This window comes from Mycobacterium shigaense, from assembly GCF_002356315.1.
GTDB classification, from domain to species: Bacteria; Actinomycetota; Actinomycetes; order Mycobacteriales; family Mycobacteriaceae; genus Mycobacterium; species Mycobacterium shigaense.
Map to the genome: position 1 here is coordinate 2,527,169 of NZ_AP018164.1, position 19,398 is coordinate 2,546,566.

Below are 19,398 nucleotides of genomic sequence, written 5' to 3' on the forward strand. Positions count from 1 at the left end.
AAGCCAAGCCGGGCATGGTGCACCAGATCCCATGCATGTAGTTCGAGCAAAACGCGTTGCTGCGCAAACGGTGATCTGTTCGTGTTGCCAACGTGACCAACATTGAGCAGTCTTGTCACAGTGATTTGCGCCCCCAAGACACCCACCCTGTGGTTCCTCGCGTTGACCGCGGCCCTGGCCGCCGCGGCTGCGACGCTGGCGGCTCCCATCCGTGCCGACATGATCGGCAACACGTTCCTCAACGCGCTGACGAGCGCCGGGGTCCCCTACAGCCAACCGGCGACCACGACGGCCGCGGGCGAATCGGTCTGCCCGATGCTCATCGCGCCGGGCGGGGATTTCGACTCCGTCGTGTCCAAGATGGCGGCCGGCAACGGCATGTCGGAAAAGACGGCGGGCATCTTCACGATCGTTGCGATCGCGACATACTGCCCGGCGATGATCGCCCCGCTGGTGCCCAACCGGCTGAAGGGCTGATTCACGCCCGTATCCTTTGCAGGGTGCGAGAGGCGATCGAGGTGAACGGCGCGCGTGGCCGACGACAGTAAGCGTCGCGGCGGCGACCGGCGACTGCACCCGGCTTCGGGGGGTGTGGGGCGCCCCCGTCGCGACTCGCGCCCCCGCACCGAGCGGGACGAGCGCTGGTCGGGCCCGGGGCGTGCGCGCTCGGCGCAGCCGCAACCGAGCGGCGACGACCCTGCGCCGCAGGGTCCCTGCATCCCGGTCGATGTGGAGGCAAAGGATCTGGCGCCCGAGGTTCGGCGCGAGCTGAGCACGCTGGACCGTGCCACCGCGGACACCGTCGCACGCCATCTGGTGGCCGCCGGCGAGCTGCTCGACGAGGATCCCGGCGCCGCGCTGAGTCACGCTCGGGCGGCCCGCGCCAAGACCAGCAGGATCGCCGCGGTGCGCGAAGCCGTCGGCATCGCCGCCTACCGCTGCGGGGATTGGGCCCAGGCGCTGGCCGAGCTGCGAGCCGCCCGCCGGATGGGCAGTAAGTCGTCGCTGCTGGCGTTGATCGCCGATTGCGAACGTGGCCTTGGCCGCCCGGAACGGGCGATCGAACTGGCCCGCGGTCCGGAGGCGGCGGAGCTCAGCGGCGACGACGCCGACGAGTTGCGCATCGTCGCCGCAGGCGCGCGGTCCGATCTAGGGCAGCTGGAGCAGGCGTTGACCGTGTTGTCGACCCCGCAGCTGGACCCGGGTCGCACCGGATCGACCGCGGCCCGGTTGCTCTACGCCTACGCCGACATCTTGCTGGCGCTGGGCCGCGACGACGAGGCGCTGCAGTGGTTTCTGCGTTCGGCGGCCGCCGACACCGAGGGCGTGACCGACGCCGAAGAGCGGGTCACCGAGCTTGGCTGACGCGACGGAGCCCGAGAACTTGAAAACCATTGCGCAGGAATATGATTGCCTGCTGATCGACCTGGACGGAACGGTGTTTCGTGGACATCGGCCCACCGACGGCGCGGTGCCGACGCTGGATGCGGTGACCAGCCGGAAACTGTTCGTCACCAACAACGCCTCCCGCAGCGCCGAGGAGGTCGCCACCCATCTGCGCGAGCTCGGCTTCGCCGTCAGCGGCGAGGACGTCGTGACCAGCGCCCAGAGCGCCGCGCACCTGCTCGCCGCCGAGCTGCCGGCGGACTCGCCGGTGCTGATCGTAGGCACCGAGTCGCTGGCCGCCGAGGTGTCCGCAGTGGGGCTGCGGCCGGTGCGCCGCTTCGACGACGATCCGGCGGCCGTCGTGCAGGGGCTCTCGCTGACCATCGGGTGGCCCGAGCTGGCCGAGGCCGCACTGGCGATCCGGGCCGGCGCGCTGTGGGTGGCGGCCAACGTCGACACCACGTTGCCCACCGAACGCGGCCTGCTGCCCGGAAACGGCGCCCTGGTGGCGGCGTTGCGCGCGGCGACTGGCGCCGAGCCCACGGTGGCCGGCAAGCCCGCGCCCACGCTGCTCAGAGACGCCGTGGCGCGCGGCGACTTCCGCGCCCCGCTGGTGGTCGGCGACCGGCTGAACACCGATATCGAGGGCGCCAACGCCGCCGAGTTGCCCAGCCTGATGGTGCTCACCGGAGTCAACAGCGCCCTGGATGCCGTCCGCGCCGAACCCGAACAACGACCCACCTACATCGGGCAGGATCTGCGATCGCTGCGGCTGGACAGCGCGCTGCTCGCGGTGGGCCCGCAGCCCGCCTGGCAGGTCGACGTCGACGGTCAGGCGGTGACGGTCAGCGGTACCGGCGGGGACGACCCCGACGGGCTGTCGATCGTGCGTGCGGTCGCCCACGCCGTGTGGGCGTCGGGGCTCCACGGCCCGTCGCTGCGCATCGAGGCGGCCGACGACGCGACACGCGGCGCGCTGCAGCGCTGGGCCTTGGTGCACGGCGACTGACGGATGACTAGCGTAGAAACGCCATGAATATCGATCCCGATCAGATTCGCTCCGACATCGACGCGCTGCTCGCGCAGCTGCCCGAGGCCGGGGACCCGGAAACCCCGGAAAGCGGGCCGTCCCTGTCCGAGCTCGAAGACATCGCCCGTCGCCTTTCCGAGGCGCACGACGTGCTGCTGGCCGCGCTGGAGTCGGCGGAGAAAGGCTGAGTGCGCGCATGCCTCGACGCGCCCGCGTTGACGCCGAGCTGGTCCGGCGAGGCCTGGCCCGGTCCCGCCAGCAGGCGGCGGAGTTGATCGGCGCGGGCAAGGTGAGCATCGACGGCATGCCCGCGGTCAAGCCCGGCACCGCCGTCGCCGTGACCGCGGCGCTGCTCGTGGCCGACGGCGGCGAACGCAGCTGGGTGTCGCGGGGCGCCCACAAACTCATCGGTGCGCTCGATGCTTTCGACATTGCCGTCGCGGGCCGCCGCTGCCTGGATGCGGGCGCCTCCACGGGCGGTTTCACCGAGGTGCTGCTGGATCGGGGGGCGGCCGAGGTGGTCGCGGCCGACGTGGGATACGGCCAGCTGGCCTGGTCGTTGCGGTCCGATGCACGGGTGCGCGTGGTCGAGCGGACCAATGCCCGTGACCTGACGCCGGAGGCCATCGGCGGGCCGGTGGATCTGGTGGTCGCCGACCTGTCGTTTATCTCGTTGGCCACCGTGTTGCCCGCGCTGACTGGATGCGCTTGCGCGGACGCGGATATCGTTCCCATGGTGAAGCCGCAGTTTGAGGTGGGGAAGGGCCAGGTGGGTGCCGGCGGCGTGGTCCGCGACCCCGGGTTGCGTGCTGACGCAGTGCTGGCCGTCGCCGGGCGCGCCGCGGAACTGGGCTGGCGCACCGTCGATGTCACCGCCAGTCCGCTGCCGGGTCCGTCGGGCAACGTCGAATACTTCCTGTGGCTGCGCGCCGAGACTGATCGGGGCCTGTCGGCCGACGGGCTGGTCGACGCGGTGCGCCGCGCGGTAGTCGAGGGCCCGTCGACGATGCGGGCCGGGACGGCCCGAGGAGGAGCGGGCCAATCGGGACAGGGCCCGTCGACGATGCGGGCCGGGACGGCCCGAGGAGGAGCGGGCCAATCGGGACAGGGCCCGTCGACGATGCGGGCCGGGACGGCCCGAGGAGGAGCGGGCCAATCGGAACAGGGCCCGCAATGAGTGAGCAACGCACCATTCTGCTGGTCGTGCACACTGGCCGCGACGATGCGACCGAGACCGCGCGCCGGGTCCAGAAAGTATTGAGCGACAACGGGATTGCGCTTCGTGTGCTGTCCGCCGAGGCGGTCGACCGTGGGCCGCTGCCGCTGTCTCCGGACGACATGCGGGCGATCGGCGAGGTCCAGATCGTCGACGCCGAGCCGGACGCGGCCGAGGGCTGCGAACTGGTGCTCGTCCTCGGCGGTGACGGCACCTTCCTGCGCGCGGCGGAGCTGGCGCGCAACGCCGACATCCCGGTGCTGGGCGTCAACCTGGGCCGCATCGGCTTTCTGGCCGAGGCCGAGGCAGAGGCCATCGACTCAGTGCTCGAACACGTCGTGGCCAGGGATTACCGCGTCGAAGAGCGCCTGACGCTCGACATCGCGGTGCGCCAGGGCGGCCGCATCATCGACCAGGGCTGGGCGCTCAACGAGGCCAGCCTGGAAAAGGGTCCGCGGCTGGGTGTCCTGGGGGTCGTGGTGGAAATCGAGGGACGGCCCGTGTCCACCTTTGGCTGCGACGGGGTGCTGGTGTCGACGCCGACCGGATCCACGGCCTACGCGTTCTCGGCCGGCGGCCCCGTGCTGTGGCCGGACCTGGAGGCGATCTTGGTGGTGCCCAACAATGCCCACGCGCTCTTCGGCCGGCCGATGGTCACCAGCCCCGACGCCACCATCGCCATCGAGATCGAGGCAAGCGGCAACGACGCGATGGTGTTCTGCGACGGCCGCCGCGAGATGCTGTTGCCGGCCGGCGGGCGGCTCGAGGTCACCCGTTGCGGCACCCCGGTGAAATGGGCGCGGTTGGACAGCGCGCCGTTCACCGATCGTCTGGTCCGCAAATTCCGGTTGCCGGTGACCGGTTGGCGCGGGCAATAACGCCACTTTTCAGGTGCTGACTTAAATGCTGACGGAAATCCGCATCGAGTCGCTCGGTGCCATCAGCTCCGCGGTCGGGGAGTTCGGTCGCGGCCTGACGGTGCTTACCGGGGAGACCGGTACCGGCAAGACCATGGTGGTGACCGGGCTGCACCTGCTCGGTGGGGCGCGCGCCGACGCCACCCGGGTGCGGTCGGGAGCCGAGCGCGCGGTCGTCGAAGGACGTTTCACCACAACCGATTTCGACGATGCAGCCGTCGCCGGCCTCGACGACATGCTGGCGGCGGCGGGCGCCGAGCGCGACGAGGACGGCAGCGTGATCGCGTTGCGTTCGGTCAGCCGGGACGGACCGTCGCGCGCCTATCTCGGCGGGCGCAGCGTGCCGGCGAAGTCCCTGGGCGATTTCACCACCGAGCTGCTGACGTTGCATGGGCAGAACGACCAACTGCGGCTGATGCGGCCCGAGGAACAGCGCGGCGCGCTGGACCGGTTCGCGAAGGCCGGCGCCGCGCTCGAGCGATACCGTAAGCTGCGCGACGCATGGTCGACCGCGCGGCGCGACCTCGCCGACCGCCGCACCCGGGCCAGGGAACTCGCCCTGGAGGCCGACCGGCTGAAGTTCGGGCTCGATGAGATCGCGGCCGTGGACCCTAAACCCGCCGAGGACGAGGAGCTGGTCGCCGAGATCCGGCGGCTTTCCGAGCTGGGCACCCTTCGCGAGGCCGCCGCCACCGCGCGCGCGACGCTGATCGCGGACGACGCGGACGGGTTCGGTACCACCGCCACCGACGGTCTCGGCCGGGCAAGGGCCGCACTGGAATCCGCCGATGACGCCACGCTGCAGGCGCTGGGCGCGCAGATCGGTGAGGCGCTGATGGTGGTCGCCGACGCGGCCCGCGAGCTCGGCTCCTATCTGGACGAGCTGCCGGCCGACGCCAGCGCGCTGGAGTCCAGACTGGCCCGCCAGGCCGAGCTGCGCACCCTGACCCGCAAGTACGCCGCGGACATCGCCGGCGTGCTGCGGTGGGCGGCCGAATCGCGGGAACGACTGGCGCAACTCGACGTCTCGGAAGAGGGGCTGGCCGCGCTGGAACGCCGCGTCGGCGAACTGGCACACGAATTGGCCACAGCCGCAACTGATCTCAGCGCAATCCGAGGCAAGGCCGCCAAGCGACTGGCCAAGGAGGTCACCGCCGAGTTGTCGGGGCTGGCAATGACCGACGCCCAGTTCAGCATCGCGGTCACCGTCGATCCCGCGCCCGCCGCGGACGACCCGGCCGCGCTGGTCCTACCCTCCGGCGAGCTGGCCCGTGCCGGCGCCGACGGCGTCGATCAGGTCGAGTTCGGATTCGCGGCGCACCGGGGGATGGATCAACTGCCGCTGGCCAAGAGCGCCTCCGGGGGTGAGCTGTCCCGGGTGATGCTCGCGCTGGAAGTGGTGCTCGCCGCGTCGGCGGCCGGCACCACGATGGTGTTCGACGAGGTCGATGCCGGTGTCGGCGGGCGGGCGGCGGTGCAGATCGGCCGGCGGTTGGCGCGGCTGGCGCGCACTCATCAGGTCATCGTGGTGACGCACCTGCCGCAGGTTGCGGCCTACGCGGACGTCCATCTGGTGGTGCACGGCGCCGGGCCGAAGGGGACCAGCGTGGTGCGGCGGGTGACCGACGACGAGCGCGTCGCCGAGCTGGCGCGGATGATGGCCGGGCTCGGCGAGTCCGACAGCGGCCGCGCGCACGCCCGCGAGCTTCTCGACGGCGCGCAGAACGACGAGATCTAGCCGACGACGTCCCGGCGAACGTCGAGTTGCTGCGGCGATCGGGGGCCGACGCTGCCCGACCGGTCGACGTTCGAGACCGCAGCGAAATCGCTTTGTTACAGATGTGACTCTAGATAACTTCTGAGGCGGATGTTACGGCGCGCCTCCCGGCCTCGGCCGTGCATCGCGGACAGAATCGCCCCCATGAGGATGTCAGGGCTGCTAACACGTAATGCCTCCCGGCCGGGTCTGACCGGCACCGCCCGGGTGGACCGCAACATCGACCGCCTGCTGCGCCGGGTGTGCCCCGGCGACATAGTGGTGCTCGACGTCCTGGATCTGGACCGCATCACCGCCGACGCGCTGGTGGAGGCCGACGTCGCGGCGGTCGTCAACGCGTCGCCGTCGGTCTCCGGCCGTTACCCCAATATGGGCCCCGAGGTCCTGGTCAACAACGGGGTCACGCTGATCGACGAGACCGGGCCGGACATCTTCAAGAAGGTCAAGGACGGGAGCAAGATCCGGCTGTACGAGGGCGGGGTGTACGCGGGCGAGCGTCGCCTGATCCGTGGCACCGAGCGCACCGACCACGACATCGCCGACCTGATGCGCGAGGCCAAGAGCGGCCTGGCCGCCCACCTGGAAGCGTTCGCGGGCAACACGATCGAGTTCATCAAGAGTGAGAGCCCGCTGTTGATCGACGGCATCGGCATCCCGGATATCGACATCGACCTGCGCCGCCGGCACGTGGTGATCGTCGCCGACGAACCCAGCGCCGAGGACGATCTGAAATCGCTCAAGCCGTTCATCAAGGAGTACCAGCCGGTGCTGATCGGGGTGGGCTGCGGCGCGGATGTGTTGCGCAAGGCAGGATATCGCCCCCAGCTCATCGTCGGCGACCCGGAGGACATCAGCACCGAGGCGCTCAAGTGCGGCGCGCATGTGGTGCTGCCGGCCGACGCCGACGGGCACGCCCCCGGCCTGGAGCGGATCCAGGATCTGGGCGTCGGGGCCATGACGTTCCCGGCTGCGGGCTCGGCGGTCGACTTGGCGCTGCTGCTGGCCGATCACCACGGCGCCTCGCTGCTCGTGACGGCCGGGCACACCGCGAATATCGAGACGTTCTTCGACCGGACGCGCACCCAGAGCAACCCGTCGACGTTTTTGACCCGCCTGCGGGTCGGCGAGAAGGTGGTGGACGCCAAGGCGGTCGCCACCCTCTACCGCAACCACATCTCCGCCGGCGCGATCGCGCTGTTGGCGCTGACCATGCTGATTGCGGTCATCGTGGCGCTGTGGGTGTCCCGCACCGACGCCGCGGTCCTGCACTGGATCACCGACTACTGGAACCACTTCTCCCTCTGGATCCAGCATCTGGTCACGTAGTTCTGCAGAGGACGTGCGCCCATGATTTCGTTACGCCAACATGCGTTCTCGCTGGCCGCGGTCTTTCTCGCGTTGGCCGTCGGAGTCGTGCTGGGGTCCGGCTTTTTGTCGGACACTCTGCTGTCCAGCCTGCGCGACGAGAAGCGCGACCTGCACACCCAGATCAGCGGGCTCAACGACCAGAAGAACGTGCTTCTTGAAAAGCTCAGTGCGGCAAACAATTTCGATAACCAGCTTGCCGGCCGGATGGTGCATGACGCGCTGGGCGGCAAGTCGGTGATCGTCTTTCGCACGCCGGATGCCAAAGACGACGACGTCGCCGCGGTGTCGAAGATCATCGGGCAGGCCGGCGGGGCGGTCAGCGGAACGGTCGCGCTGACACAAGAGTTCGTCGACGCCAACTCCGCGGAGAAACTGCGGACCGTGGTGAACTCCTCGGTCCTCCCGGCAGGCCAGCAGCTGAGCACCAAGCTCGTCGACCAGGGCTCGCAGGCCGGCGACCTGCTCGGCATCGCCTTGCTGATCAACACCAACCCGGCGGTCCCCGCCGTCGATGATCTGCAGCGCGACACCGTGCTGGCAGCGCTGCGCGACACCGGGTTCGTCACCTACACGCCCAGCGATCACCTGGGCGCGGCGAACACCGCCCTGATCGTCACCGGCGGCGGCCTGCCCCAGGACGCCGGAAACCAGGGCGCCAGCGTGGCCCGATTCGCCGCCGCACTGGCGCCGCACGGTTCGGGCACGTTGCTCGCCGGGCGGGACGGGTCGGCGACCGGGGGCGCGGCGGTGGCCGTGGCCCGCGCCGACGCCGGCATCGCCGCCGCGATCAGCACCGTCGACGACGTCGAGTCCGCACCGGGGCGCATCACCGCGATCCTGGGCCTGCACGACCTCGTCAACGGCGGCCACGCTGGGCAGTACGGCACCGGCCACGGCGCGACCTCGATCACGGTGCCTCAGTGAGCCGACTCTAGGGCGTGTTCACCGCCCCGTCGGGCGGTGGATGTTAGGGTGGATTTCCGTGGGTCGGCAGGCCCAAGCTGGTCAAAGCTCGACGAATATGACGCCCTGCCCGTCTTCACGGAGGCCGCCTGTGCGAAAGCACCCGCAAACCGCCACCAAGCACCTCTTCGTCAGTGGTGGGGTCGCATCGTCGCTCGGCAAGGGGTTGACCGCGAGCAGTCTCGGGCAGCTGCTGACCGCCCGCGGACTGCATGTGACGATGCAAAAGCTCGACCCCTACCTTAACGTCGATCCGGGCACCATGAACCCGTTCCAGCACGGCGAGGTCTTCGTCACCGAGGATGGCGCCGAGACCGACCTCGATGTCGGCCACTACGAGCGATTCCTGGATCGCGACCTGTCCGGCTCGGCCAATGTGACTACGGGGCAGGTCTATTCGACGGTCATCGCCAAGGAGCGCCGCGGCGAATACCTCGGCGACACCGTGCAGGTGATCCCGCACATCACCGACGAGATCAAGCGCCGCATCCGGGCCATGGCCGAGCCTGACGCCGACGGACGCCGCCCGGACGTCGTGATCACCGAGATCGGCGGCACCGTCGGCGACATCGAATCGCAGCCCTTCCTGGAAGCCGCCCGGCAGGTCCGCCACGACGTCGGCCGCGAGAACGTCTTCTTCCTGCACGTGTCGCTGGTGCCGTACCTGGCGCCGTCCGGCGAACTCAAGACCAAACCGACCCAGCACTCGGTGGCGGCGCTGCGCAGCATCGGCATCAGCCCGGACGCGCTGATCCTGCGCTGCGACCGTCCCGTTCCCGAACCGTTGAAGAACAAGATCGCGCTGATGTGCGACGTCGACATCGATGGCGTCATCTCCACCCCCGACGCCCCCTCGATCTATGACATTCCCAAGGTGTTGCACCGCGAGGAGCTCGACGCGTTCGTGGTGCGGCGGCTCAACCTGCCCTTCCGCGACGTCGACTGGACGCAGTGGAACGACCTGCTGCACCGCGTGCACGAGCCGCACGAAACTGTTCGAATTGCGTTGGTGGGCAAGTATGTTGACCTCTCCGATGCCTACCTGTCGGTCGCTGAGGCGCTGCGGGCCGGCGGTTTCAAACACCACGCCAAGGTCGAGATCGTGTGGGTGGCCTCCGACGACTGCGAGAGCCCCGCGGGTGCCGCGGCAACACTGGCCGACGTGCACGGCGTGCTCATCCCCGGCGGATTCGGCATCCGCGGCATCGAGGGCAAGATCGGCGCCATCCGGTACGCGCGGTCGCGCGGACTGCCGGTGCTGGGCCTCTGCCTGGGGCTGCAGTGCATCGTGATCGAGGCCGCCCGCTCGGTCGGGATCACCGAGGCCAACTCCGCCGAATTCGAACCGTCGACGCCCGACCCGGTGATTTCCACGATGGCCGATCAAGAAGAGATCGTGGCCGGCGAGGCCGACCTCGGCGGGACCATGCGCCTAGGTGCCTATCCCGCGGTCCTCGAGCCGGATTCGCTTGTCGCCCAGGCATATGAGACGACGCAGGTCTCCGAGCGCCATCGGCACCGCTACGAGGTCAACAACGCCTACCGGGACACGATCGCGCGGAGCGGCCTGCGGTTCTCCGGGACCTCGCCGGACGGCCATCTGGTCGAGTTCGTCGAATACCCGCCCGACATCCATCCGTTCATCGTCGGCACGCAGGCTCACCCCGAGCTCAAGAGCCGGCCGACCCGGCCGCACCCGCTGTTCGTGGCGTTCGTCGGGGCCGCCCTCGACTACCAGGGGGCCGAGCAGCTGCCGGTGGAGATCCCCGAGCACGCGTCCAACGGCAACCAGCACCACGAGAGCGCCGAGCGCCAGCAACCCGAACCTGCCACTCGTGGCTGAGCACGTTTTCGAGACCGCGGCTAGCGAAACGCTCTACACCGGAAAGATTTTCGCGCTGCGCCGCGATCACGTGACGATGCCGGGTGGCAATGAGGCCGTGCGGGAAGTCGTCGAACACTACGGCGCGGTTGCCGTGGTGGCGCTCGACGACGACAACAGGCTCCCGCTGATCTATCAGTACCGCCATCCGCTCGGTCGACGCCTCTGGGAACTGCCCGCCGGGCTGCTCGATGTCGGCGGCGAGCCCGCACACCTGACCGCCGCGCGGGAACTCAAAGAGGAGGCCGGGTTAGAGGCCGACACCTGGCAGGTGCTCGTGGATCTCGATTCCACCCCGGGCTTCAGCGACGAATCGGTGCGTGTCTATCTCGCCACCGGCCTGCGCCACGTCGACCGTCCCGAGGCGCACGACGAGGAAGCCGACATGCAGCTGCAGTGGTATTCGCTCGCGGAGGCGGTGCGCGACGTGCTCGGCGGCGAAATCGTCAATGCCATTGCCGTCGCCGGCATTTTGGCCGCGCACGCGGTAGGCGCCGGTTTCAGCCGGCCGCGGCCGCGGGACAGCCCGTGGCAGGACAAGCCGACGGCCTTCGCCGCGCGAAGGGCCGCGCAGTGACGGTGCTGGCCCTGGACTCCCAGATGCAGGGCTATCTCGAGCACCTCACGATTGAACGCGGCGTGGCGGCCAACACGCTGAGCTCGTACCGCCGCGACCTGCGGCGGTACTCAAAACATTTGGCCGACAGAGGAATTCACGATCTTGCCAAGGTGGGCGAGGACGACGTGACCGAATTCCTGGTGGCGTTGCGGCGCGGCGATCCCGAGTCGGGGACTGCCGCGTTGTCCGCGGTGTCGGCCGCGCGGGCGCTGATCGCGGTACGCGGCCTGCACCGGTTCGCCGCCGCCGAGGGACTGGCCGAACTGGACGTGGCCCGCGCCGTGCGGCCGCCGACGCCCGGCCGCCGGCTACCCAAGAGCCTGACCATCGACCAGGTGCTGGCGCTGCTGGAAGGCGCCGGCGGCGACAGCCCGGCCGACGGCCCCCTGACGCTGCGCAACCGGGCGTTGCTGGAGCTGTTGTACTCCACCGGATCACGGATCTCCGAGGCTGTCGGCCTCGACGTCGACGACGTCGACACCCAGGCCCGCACCGTGCTGTTGCGCGGCAAGGGCGGCAAGCAGCGGCTGGTGCCGGTGGGACGGCCGGCCGTGCAGGCGCTGGACGCGTACCTGGTGCGCGGACGCTCGGAGCTGGCTCGGCGCGGCCGCGGGACGGCGGCGATCTTCCTCAACGTGCGCGGCGGCCGGCTGTCGCGGCAGAGCGCGTGGCAGGTGCTGCAGGACGCCGCCGAACGCGCCGGCATCACGTCGGGAGTATCGCCGCACATGCTGCGTCATTCGTTCGCCACCCATCTGCTGGAGGGCGGGGCGGATGTCCGGGTCGTGCAGGAGTTGCTCGGCCACGCCTCGGTCACGACGACCCAGATCTACACGCTGGTGACCGTGCACGCGCTGCGCGAGGTGTGGGCCGGAGCCCACCCGCGGGCCCAATAGCCCGGCAGCCCACCTCGGACACGCTTAGCCCAGGAAGTCGGACTCCAGCACCAGATCGGACACCATCGACTGGTACTCGATGTGCGTCTTGTGCTCGACGGTGTGCCACCGCCTCCCCTGCTCCTGGCGCATGTACTCGCGATACTTCGGAGCCCCCGGCACCCGGACGTTGTCGGCGACCACGACGGACCCGGGATGCAGCCAGCCCCGGTCCAGGATGCTCTGCAGGTCCTTCAGGTACGCGTCCTTGTCATGGTCGATGAACACGAAATCGACTGCACCGGAAGAGAATCCGTGCTCGGATGCCAGGGTGTCCAGCGTCCGCCCGCCGTCGCCGATCGTCCCGACCACACACGTCACCCGGTCGGCGACCCCGGCATGAGCCCAGATCTGCCGGGCGTTGGCGGCATTGGCCTCGGCGAGTTCGATGGAGTACACCTTGGCGTTCGGGGCGGCCCGGGCAATTCGCAGCGCACCGTAGCCGCAATACGTGCCCAGTTCCAACGCCAGCGCGGGCTCGGCTCGCCGCACGGCGGCGTCCAGCAGTAGGCCCTTTTCGTCGCCGACGTTGATCAATAGTGATTTCTCGTAGGCGAACTTGTCGATGGCGGCCAAGACGTCGTCGACGTCGCCGGCTCGCGCATTCTTCAGCACGTAGTCGACCGCGGCCGCCTCGCGTCCATCGCCGATCTGGCCGGTGGTGGTGATGTTGCGTGCTCCCGTGGCCATCCGCAAAACCGACCACCGCAGCAGCGGGATTCGCCGCTTTAGATTCATGGAAGACACCCTAGGCGGTGCCCGGAAAACCCGCTCCTGTGGATGGCCGGAAAAAGATTTCGCGTTTTGGTTCTTTACTCAAGGGACTGTGCTATCTAGTCTGCTTTCCGGAGGGGGGAACGAATGATCTCGTTACGCACAATGATGATGCGTGGCGGTAACTCTTCTGGTGTGTACCTACTCAAATCCGATCTCGACGAGACCGGCATCGACCCGGACGTCTTGCTGGCGGTCATTCTCGGGTCCCTCGATCCACGTCAGATCGACAGCCTGGGCGGCGACGAATCAACGACGAGCAAGGTGGCGATCGTGGGTCCGTCGACCCGGCCCGATTGCGACGTCGACTACCTGTTCGCCCAGGTGGATCTGTCGACGCTGTGGGTGGATTGGAACTTGACGTGCGGCAATCTGCTCGCCGGCGTCGCGTCGTTCGCGATCGAGCGCGGGCTGGTCACCGAGGCCCACCCGGTCACTGCGGTTCGCGTACACATGGTGAATAGTGGTGCGGCCGTTACGGTTACGGTTGGCAGCGGCGGGGTGACCGGACGGCCCGCGGCCGTCGAGCTGATCTTCGACAATTTCTGCGGCGGCCGGACCGGCAGGTTGTTCCCCACCGGGCGGCCCGTCGACCATCTCGGGGAGGTGGCGATCACGGCGATCGACGCCGGGGTGTGCGCGGTCATCGCCGAGGCCCGCGACTTCGGGCTCACCGGAGGCGAGTCGCCCGAGCAACTCAACAGCGATTCGGCGTTGCTGGACCGGCTCGAGCGGCTGCGGTTGCGCGCGACCGTAGCCATGGGGTTGGGCGACTCGCGGGGATTTGTCCTTCCGAAGGTCATGCTGGTGTCGGCATCCGAGCGCGCGGATTTTCGCTCCCGTTACTTCGTGCCGGATCGCTGCGACGCCGGCCATGCGGTTTCGGCAGCGGTGTGCCTGGCGACGGCCGGAGCCGTGTCCGACACCGTGGCCGGAAAGCTGCTCGGGCGGCCGGCCGGCATCCGGCCGATGGTCCTCGAGCACCCGACGGGAACGATGAGCATCGACGTCACCCGGATCGGCGACAGCGATCTGTGCGTCGGGGCGTCGGTGCGCAGCACCGCGTGCAAGTTGTTCGACGGCTACGTGTTCGCTGACATGTATAAGGAACCCTGCCTGATCGGTGGTACTGCTGAGGCCGGTGTGACATGAGATCACGGTCGGCCCGCCGACGACACGCATCGGCCATATTCCCTGGTGAGATTGCCTGCGGGTCGCCCGGTGTAAGTCCGCTCAGCCGTTAGACTTTCCTGCGATGTTCACTTCGCGAACACCCCAGGCATGATCGAACCGCCCGACAGCGATGTCGTCGTCGGTCTGACCGGACGCCCACCCCGGGCGATCCCGGAACCCGAGCCGCGCACCTCGCACGGGCCGGCCAAGGTCGTCGCGATGTGCAACCAAAAGGGCGGTGTCGGCAAGACCACGTCGACGATCAATCTGGGCGCTGCGCTGGCCGAATACGGTAGGCGGGTGCTGCTCGTGGACATGGATCCGCAGGGCGCGCTGTCCGCGGGGCTGGGCGTTCCGCACTACGAGCTGGAGAAGACCATCCACAACGTATTGGTGGAGCCGCGGGTGTCGATCGACGACGTGCTGCTGCACACCCGGATCAAGTACCTCGACTTGGTGCCCAGCAACATCGATCTGTCCGCGGCCGAGATCCAACTGGTCAACGAGGTCGGCCGCGAGCAGACCCTGGGCCGGGCGCTGCACCCGGTGCTGGATCGCTACGACTATGTCCTGATCGACTGCCAGCCGTCGCTGGGTCTGCTGACGGTCAACGGACTGGCTTGCGCCGACGGCGTGGTCATCCCCACCGAGTGCGAGTTCTTCTCGCTGCGCGGCCTGGCGCTGCTTACCGATACCGTGGACAAGGTGCGTGACCGGCTCAACCCGAAATTGGAGATCAGCGGCATCCTGCTGACGCGTTACGACCCGCGCACCGTCAACGCGCGCGAGGTCATGGCGCGGGTGGTGGAGCGATTCGGTGACCTGGTATTCGACACTGTGATCACGCGTACCGTCCGGTTCCCGGAGACCAGCGTGGCGGGCGAGCCCATCACGACCTGGGCGCCGAAGTCCGCTGGTGCCGTCGCCTATCGCGCCTTGGCCCGCGAGTTCATCGACCGATTTGGCGCGTGAACGCGACCGCTAACGGTGCGGCGCCACCCCAGGCCGGCGCCCCGGGTGGCTTTCAAGTCCGCCTCACCAACTTCGAGGGTCCGTTCGATCTGCTGCTGCAGCTGATCTTTGCGCACCGCCTCGACGTCACCGAGGTCGCGCTGCACCAGGTCACCGACGACTTCATCGCCTATACCCGCGATATCGGCTCCCAGCTGGACCTGGAAGAGACCACCGCGTTCCTCGTCGTCGCCGCTACCCTGCTGGATCTCAAGGCGGCGCGGCTGCTGCCGGCCGGGCAGATCGACGACGAAGAGGACCTGGCGCTGCTCGAGGTGCGCGACCTGCTGTTCGCGCGGCTGCTGCAGTACCGCGCGTTCAAGCACGTCGCGGAGATGTTCGCCGAACTGGAGGCCACCGCGCTGCGCAGCTATCCGCGCTCGGTGTCGCTGGAGGACCGGTACACCGAACTGCTGCCCGAGGTGATGCTGGGCGTCGACGCGCAACGCTTCGCCGAGATCGCCGCGATCGCGTTCAGTCCGCGGCCCGTCCCGACGGTGGCCACCGGGCATCTGCACGAGGTGCAGGTGTCGGTGCCGGAGCAGGCGCAGAAGCTGCTGACGATTTTGCAGGCGCGGGGGCCGGGCCAGTGGGCCACGTTCTCCGAGCTGGTCGCGGACTGTCACGCATCGATGGAGGTGGTCGGGCGCTTCCTGGCGCTGCTCGAGCTGTATCGGTCCCGGGCGGTAGCATTCGACCAGTCAGAGCCGCTTGGCGTGCTCCAAATTTCGTGGACCGGGGAACGTTCGACCAGCGAATCCCTGGCAGAAGTGCGGGACGAATAATGACTGAAGATCTGTCCGACGTCGGGCTGCCCGAGGTCGATCTCGACCCCGATATTCACGGCATCCCCGAGATCGCCGAGGCGGCGCCGCTGGACGACGACGAGCTGGGCTCGGTGCTCGAGGCGCTGCTGCTGGTGGTGGACACCCCGGTCAGCGAGGAGGCCCTGGGAGCGGCCACGCAGCAGCCTGTCTACCGGATCGCCGCCAAGCTGCAGGCGATGGCCGACCAGCTCACCCAGCGCGACAGCGGCGTCGACCTGCGGCGAACCGGTGAAGGCTGGCGAATGTACACCCGGGCCCGATTCGCGCCGTACGTGGAAAAGCTGCTGCTAGACGGCGCGCGATCCAAGCTCACCCGCGCCGCGCTCGAGACGCTGGCCGTGGTCGCCTACCGCCAACCGGTGACGCGCGCCCGGGTCAGCGCGGTGCGCGGCGTCAACGTCGACGCCGTCATGCGCACCCTGCTGGCGCGCGGCCTGATCACCGAGGCCGGCGTCGACGAGGACACCGGTGCGGTCACCTTCGCCACGACCGAGCTGTTCTTGGAACGGTTGGGCCTGACGTCGCTGACCGACCTGCCTGACATCGCCCCGCTGCTGCCCGACGTCGACACCATCGAGGACCTCAGCGAATCCCTGGACAGCGAGCCACGTTTCATGAAGCTGGCGGGCGGCCAACCGTCCGAGCAGGCGCTGTCCTTCGATGTGGACCGGGATTGATGGTCGAAGATCAGGGGATCCGGCTGCAGAAAGTGTTGTCCCAGGCCGGAATTGCGTCGCGCCGGGCGGCCGAGAGGTTGATCGTCGAGGGCCGCGTCGAGGTGGACGGCCAGGTGGTGACCGAGTTGGGCACCCGGGTGGACCCGAACGCCTCGGTGATCCACGTCGACGGGGCCCGGGTGGTCCTCGACGACTCCCTGGTGTACCTGGCGCTGAACAAGCCGCGCGGCATGCAGTCGACCATGTCGGACGACCGCGGCCGCCCGTGCATCGGCGACCTGGTTGAGCACAAGGTTCGCGGCAACAAGAATCTGTTCCACGTCGGCCGATTGGACGCCGATACCGAGGGGCTGATTCTGCTCACCAACGACGGCGAGTTGGCGCACCGGTTGATGCATCCCTCCCACGAGGTGCCCAAGACGTATCTGGCGACGGTCACCGGGTCGGTACCGCGCGGATTGGGCAAGAAACTGCGGGCGGGAATCGAGCTGGAGGACGGGCCGGCGCGGGCCGACGACTTCGCGGTGGTCGACGCCATTCCGGGTAAAACGTTGGTGCGCTTGACGTTACACGAAGGGCGCAACCGCATCGTGCGCCGAATGCTCGCGGCCCTCGGCTATCCCGTGGAGGAGTTGGTGCGCACCGAGATCGGCGCGATATCGCTGGGCAAGCAGCGACCGGGCAGCATCCGCCCGTTGCGCCGGGACGAAATCGGCCAGCTGTACAAAGCGGTGGGGCTGTGATGGGCGGCGTCGTGGTCGCCATCGATGGCCCGGCGGGAACCGGAAAGTCATCCGTGTCAAAGGAATTAGCCCGCGTGCTGGGGGTGCGCTATCTGGACACCGGGGGCATGTACCGCACGGTGACGCTGGCGGTGTTGCGTGCCGGCGTCGACCCGGCGGACGCGCAGGCCGTCGCGGAGATCGCCGCAACGGTGCGGATGGCGGTGGACTGCGGCCCCGCGGGCGACCGCTTTCTGCTTGCCGGAGAAGATGTTTCGGCGGAGATTCGTGGTGACGAGGTCACCCGCAATGTGTCCGCGGTCTCGTCGGTTCCGGCCGTTCGCGCCCGGCTCGTTTCGCTGCAGCAGCAGATGGCCAAGGGGCCGGGCGGCGTCGTCGTCGAGGGCCGCGACATCGGGACGGTGGTGTTGCCCGACGCCTCGGTGAAGGTCTTCTTGACCGCGTCAGCCGAAACGCGTGCCCGGCGCCGCAACGATCAAAACGTCGCGGCGGGCCTGCCCGACGACTACGAGGGGGTGCTGGCCGATGTGCGTCGCCGCGATCATCTGGATTCCACGCGCGCCGTCTCGCCGCTGCGCGCGGCGGCGGACGCGGTGGTCGTCGACACCAGCGACATGACCGAGCAGCAGGTGATCGCTCACCTGCTGGAGTTGGTCAAGCAGCGAAGCGGGGCAGTGCGATGACGCAGGACGGCACCTGGGCCGACGAAAGCGACTGGGAATTAACCGATTCCGAACTCATCGACGACGAAGCGGCCGGTCCGGCGCCGGTGGTGGCGATCGTCGGACGCCCCAACGTCGGGAAGTCGACGCTGGTCAACCGGATCATCGGCCGGCGCGAGGCCGTGGTGCAGGACATTCCCGGCGTGACACGCGATCGGGTGTCCTATGACGCGTTGTGGACCGGCCGCCGATTTCTGGTGCAGGACACCGGGGGATGGGAGCCCGACGCCAAGGGCCTGCAACAGCTGGTGGCCGAACAGGCCTCGGTGGCCATGCGCACCGCCGACGCCGTGGTCCTGGTCGTGGACGCCACCGTCGGCGCCACGGCCGCCGACGAGGCGGCCGCCCGCATCCTGCTGCGCTCGGGCAAACCAGTGTTCTTGGCCGCCAACAAGGTCGACAGCGAGAGGGTGGAGGCCGATGCCTCGGCGCTGTGGTCGCTGGGACTCGGCGAGCCGCACGCGATCAGCGCGATGCACGGTCGCGGTGTGGCCGAGCTGCTCGACGCGGTGCTGGCCAAGCTGCCGCGGGTTTCCGAGGCCGCCCCGGCGGCCGGCGGTCCCCGGCGGGTCGCGCTCGTCGGCAAGCCCAACGTCGGCAAGAGCTCGCTGCTCAACAAGCTTGCCGGCGACCAGCGTTCGGTGGTCCACGATGTCGCCGGCACCACCGTCGACCCCGTCGACTCACTGATCGACTTGGGCGGCAAGGTGTGGCGGTTCGTCGACACCGCGGGGTTGCGGCGCAAGGTCGGCCAGGCCAGCGGTCACGAGTTCTACGCCTCGGTGCGCACCCACTCGGCCATCGACGCCGCCGAGGTGGCGGTCGTGCTGATCGACGCGTCGCAACCGCTCACCGAACAGGATCAGCGGGTGCTGACCATGGTCATCGAGGCCGGGCGGGCCCTGGTGCTGGCGTTCAACAAGTGGGACCTGGTCGACGAGGACCGCCGCGAGCTGCTGGACCGCGAGATCGACCGGGAGTTGGCTCAGCTGCCGTGGGCGCAGCGCGTCAACATCTCCGCCAAGACCGGGCGAGCGGTGCAAAAGCTGGTGCCCGCGATGGAGACGGCGCTGGCGTCCTGGGACACGCGGATCCCGACCGGCCCGCTGAACACCTGGGTCAAGGAGATCGTCGCGGCCACGCCGCCGCCGGTGCGTGGGGGTAAGCAGCCGCGCATCCTGTTCGCCACCCAGGCCGCCGCCCGCCCGCCGACATTCGTGCTGTTCACCACCGGATTTCTGGAGGCGGGCTACCGCCGCTTCCTGGAACGACGGCTGCGCGAGACCTTCGGTTTCGAGGGCAGCCCGATCCGGATCAACGTGCGGGTGCGCGAAAAACGGGGCGCCAAGCGCCGCTAGGGCCACCTCGCTCGCGTAGC

19 protein-coding genes and 1 pseudogene are annotated in these 19,398 nt (G+C 69.0%); 19 read left to right on the forward strand and 1 reads right to left on the reverse strand.

The window, feature by feature from the left end; all coding sequences use genetic code 11:
* The first annotated feature begins 120 nt into the window (after positions 1-120).
* From MSG_RS11675 to xerD, 12 genes and pseudogenes are all read left to right on the forward strand, one after another.
* Complete coding sequence (locus MSG_RS11675) at positions 121-477, forward strand: DUF732 domain-containing protein (RefSeq protein ID WP_096439771.1); 357 nt, start codon at positions 121-123, stop codon at positions 475-477.
* Positions 478-531: 54 nt separating this feature from the next.
* On the forward strand, positions 532-1,365 hold the full coding sequence (locus MSG_RS11680; RefSeq protein WP_096439773.1) for a tetratricopeptide repeat protein: 834 nt from the start codon (positions 532-534) through the stop codon (positions 1,363-1,365).
* A 19-nt stretch (positions 1,366-1,384) separates the two neighbouring features.
* On the forward strand, positions 1,385-2,395 hold the full coding sequence (locus tag MSG_RS11685; RefSeq protein ID WP_096444382.1) for an HAD-IIA family hydrolase: 1,011 nt from the start codon (positions 1,385-1,387) through the stop codon (positions 2,393-2,395).
* Positions 2,396-2,418: 23 nt separating this feature from the next.
* Entirely contained in the window at positions 2,419-2,604 is a 186-nt protein-coding gene (locus tag MSG_RS11690) for a hypothetical protein (protein ID WP_096439775.1), read from the forward strand.
* An 8-nt stretch (positions 2,605-2,612) separates the two neighbouring features.
* Positions 2,613-3,416 (forward strand): annotated as a pseudogene (locus tag MSG_RS11695) (TlyA family RNA methyltransferase); the annotation flags it as partial.
* 173 nt (positions 3,417-3,589) lie between these two features.
* Positions 3,590-4,510: an NAD kinase gene (locus MSG_RS11700; protein WP_096439779.1), complete on the forward strand. Its 921-nt coding sequence runs from the start codon at positions 3,590-3,592 to the stop codon at positions 4,508-4,510.
* Positions 4,511-4,535: 25 nt separating this feature from the next.
* On the forward strand, positions 4,536-6,287 hold the full coding sequence (gene recN / locus MSG_RS11705; protein ID WP_096439781.1) for a DNA repair protein RecN: 1,752 nt from the start codon (positions 4,536-4,538) through the stop codon (positions 6,285-6,287).
* Between the two features lie 183 nt (positions 6,288-6,470).
* Positions 6,471-7,652: a putative cytokinetic ring protein SteA gene (steA, locus tag MSG_RS11710; protein WP_096439783.1), complete on the forward strand. Its 1,182-nt coding sequence runs from the start codon at positions 6,471-6,473 to the stop codon at positions 7,650-7,652.
* Positions 7,653-7,673: 21 nt separating this feature from the next.
* The gene (locus tag MSG_RS11715) at positions 7,674-8,618 is read left to right on the forward strand and encodes a copper transporter (RefSeq protein ID WP_096439785.1); all 945 of its coding nucleotides are present in this window, start codon (positions 7,674-7,676) and stop codon (positions 8,616-8,618) included.
* Positions 8,619-8,748: 130 nt separating this feature from the next.
* On the forward strand, positions 8,749-10,500 hold the full coding sequence (locus tag MSG_RS11720) for a CTP synthase (protein WP_096439787.1): 1,752 nt from the start codon (positions 8,749-8,751) through the stop codon (positions 10,498-10,500).
* Positions 10,493-11,116 (forward strand): NUDIX domain-containing protein, encoded by a 624-nt coding sequence (locus tag MSG_RS11725; RefSeq protein ID WP_096439789.1) that lies wholly within the window; start codon positions 10,493-10,495, stop codon positions 11,114-11,116. Before MSG_RS11720 ends, MSG_RS11725 begins: the two co-directional genes overlap by 8 nt.
* A 23-nt stretch (positions 11,117-11,139) precedes the next feature.
* The gene (gene xerD / locus MSG_RS11730) at positions 11,140-12,054 is read left to right on the forward strand and encodes a site-specific tyrosine recombinase XerD (RefSeq protein ID WP_373421189.1); all 915 of its coding nucleotides are present in this window, start codon (positions 11,140-11,142) and stop codon (positions 12,052-12,054) included.
* 24 nt (positions 12,055-12,078) lie between these two features.
* Here the strand turns inward: xerD and MSG_RS11735 are convergent, their stop codons facing one another.
* Entirely contained in the window at positions 12,079-12,831 is a 753-nt protein-coding gene (locus tag MSG_RS11735; RefSeq protein WP_096439793.1) for an O-methyltransferase, read from the reverse strand.
* A 123-nt stretch (positions 12,832-12,954) separates the two neighbouring features.
* Here MSG_RS11735 and MSG_RS11740 point away from each other — a divergent pair, with 123 nt between their 5' ends.
* The 7 genes from MSG_RS11740 to der all read left to right on the forward strand — a co-directional run bounded on the left by MSG_RS11740 (position 12,955) and on the right by der (position 19,378).
* Positions 12,955-14,019 (forward strand): PrpF domain-containing protein, encoded by a 1,065-nt coding sequence (locus MSG_RS11740; RefSeq protein WP_096439795.1) that lies wholly within the window; start codon positions 12,955-12,957, stop codon positions 14,017-14,019.
* A 129-nt stretch (positions 14,020-14,148) separates the two neighbouring features.
* Positions 14,149-15,012 (forward strand): ParA family protein, encoded by an 864-nt coding sequence (locus MSG_RS11745; RefSeq protein WP_096439797.1) that lies wholly within the window; start codon positions 14,149-14,151, stop codon positions 15,010-15,012.
* Positions 15,009-15,836, forward strand: coding sequence for a segregation/condensation protein A (locus MSG_RS11750; protein WP_096439799.1), 828 nt, complete (start codon positions 15,009-15,011; stop codon positions 15,834-15,836). Before MSG_RS11745 ends, MSG_RS11750 begins: the two co-directional genes overlap by 4 nt.
* Entirely contained in the window at positions 15,836-16,555 is a 720-nt protein-coding gene (scpB, locus tag MSG_RS11755; RefSeq protein WP_096439801.1) for an SMC-Scp complex subunit ScpB, read from the forward strand. The genes MSG_RS11750 and scpB overlap by 1 nt, the downstream gene beginning before the upstream one ends.
* On the forward strand, positions 16,555-17,298 hold the full coding sequence (locus tag MSG_RS11760) for a pseudouridine synthase (protein WP_096439803.1): 744 nt from the start codon (positions 16,555-16,557) through the stop codon (positions 17,296-17,298). Before scpB ends, MSG_RS11760 begins: the two co-directional genes overlap by 1 nt.
* Positions 17,298-17,981 carry a (d)CMP kinase gene (gene cmk, locus MSG_RS11765; protein ID WP_096439805.1) on the forward strand — a complete coding sequence of 228 codons (684 nt, stop codon included), beginning with the start codon at positions 17,298-17,300 and terminating at the stop codon, positions 17,979-17,981. The genes MSG_RS11760 and cmk overlap by 1 nt, the downstream gene beginning before the upstream one ends.
* A complete protein-coding gene (gene der / locus MSG_RS11770) occupies positions 17,978-19,378 on the forward strand; it encodes a ribosome biogenesis GTPase Der (protein WP_096439807.1) in 1,401 nt (466 codons plus the stop codon). The genes cmk and der overlap by 4 nt, the downstream gene beginning before the upstream one ends.
* Positions 19,379-19,398: the final 20 nt, after the last annotated feature.

Coding starts and splice junctions, on each gene's coding strand:
- MSG_RS11690 (WP_096439775.1), top strand. CDS start 2,419: ATGAATATCGATCCCGATCAGATTCGCTCCGACATCGACGCGCTGCTC.
- MSG_RS11700 (WP_096439779.1), top strand. CDS start 3,590: ATGAGTGAGCAACGCACCATTCTGCTGGTCGTGCACACTGGCCGCGAC.
- recN (WP_096439781.1), top strand. CDS start 4,536: ATGCTGACGGAAATCCGCATCGAGTCGCTCGGTGCCATCAGCTCCGCG.
- steA (WP_096439783.1), top strand. CDS start 6,471: ATGAGGATGTCAGGGCTGCTAACACGTAATGCCTCCCGGCCGGGTCTG.
- MSG_RS11715 (WP_096439785.1), top strand. CDS start 7,674: ATGATTTCGTTACGCCAACATGCGTTCTCGCTGGCCGCGGTCTTTCTC.
- xerD (WP_373421189.1), top strand. CDS start 11,140: ATGCAGGGCTATCTCGAGCACCTCACGATTGAACGCGGCGTGGCGGCC.
- MSG_RS11735 (WP_096439793.1), bottom strand. CDS start 12,831: ATGAATCTAAAGCGGCGAATCCCGCTGCTGCGGTGGTCGGTTTTGCGG.
- MSG_RS11740 (WP_096439795.1), top strand. CDS start 12,955: ATGATCTCGTTACGCACAATGATGATGCGTGGCGGTAACTCTTCTGGT.
- MSG_RS11745 (WP_096439797.1), top strand. CDS start 14,149: ATGATCGAACCGCCCGACAGCGATGTCGTCGTCGGTCTGACCGGACGC.
- scpB (WP_096439801.1), top strand. CDS start 15,836: ATGACTGAAGATCTGTCCGACGTCGGGCTGCCCGAGGTCGATCTCGAC.
- MSG_RS11760 (WP_096439803.1), top strand. CDS start 16,555: ATGGTCGAAGATCAGGGGATCCGGCTGCAGAAAGTGTTGTCCCAGGCC.
- cmk (WP_096439805.1), top strand. CDS start 17,298: ATGGGCGGCGTCGTGGTCGCCATCGATGGCCCGGCGGGAACCGGAAAG.
- der (WP_096439807.1), top strand. CDS start 17,978: ATGACGCAGGACGGCACCTGGGCCGACGAAAGCGACTGGGAATTAACC.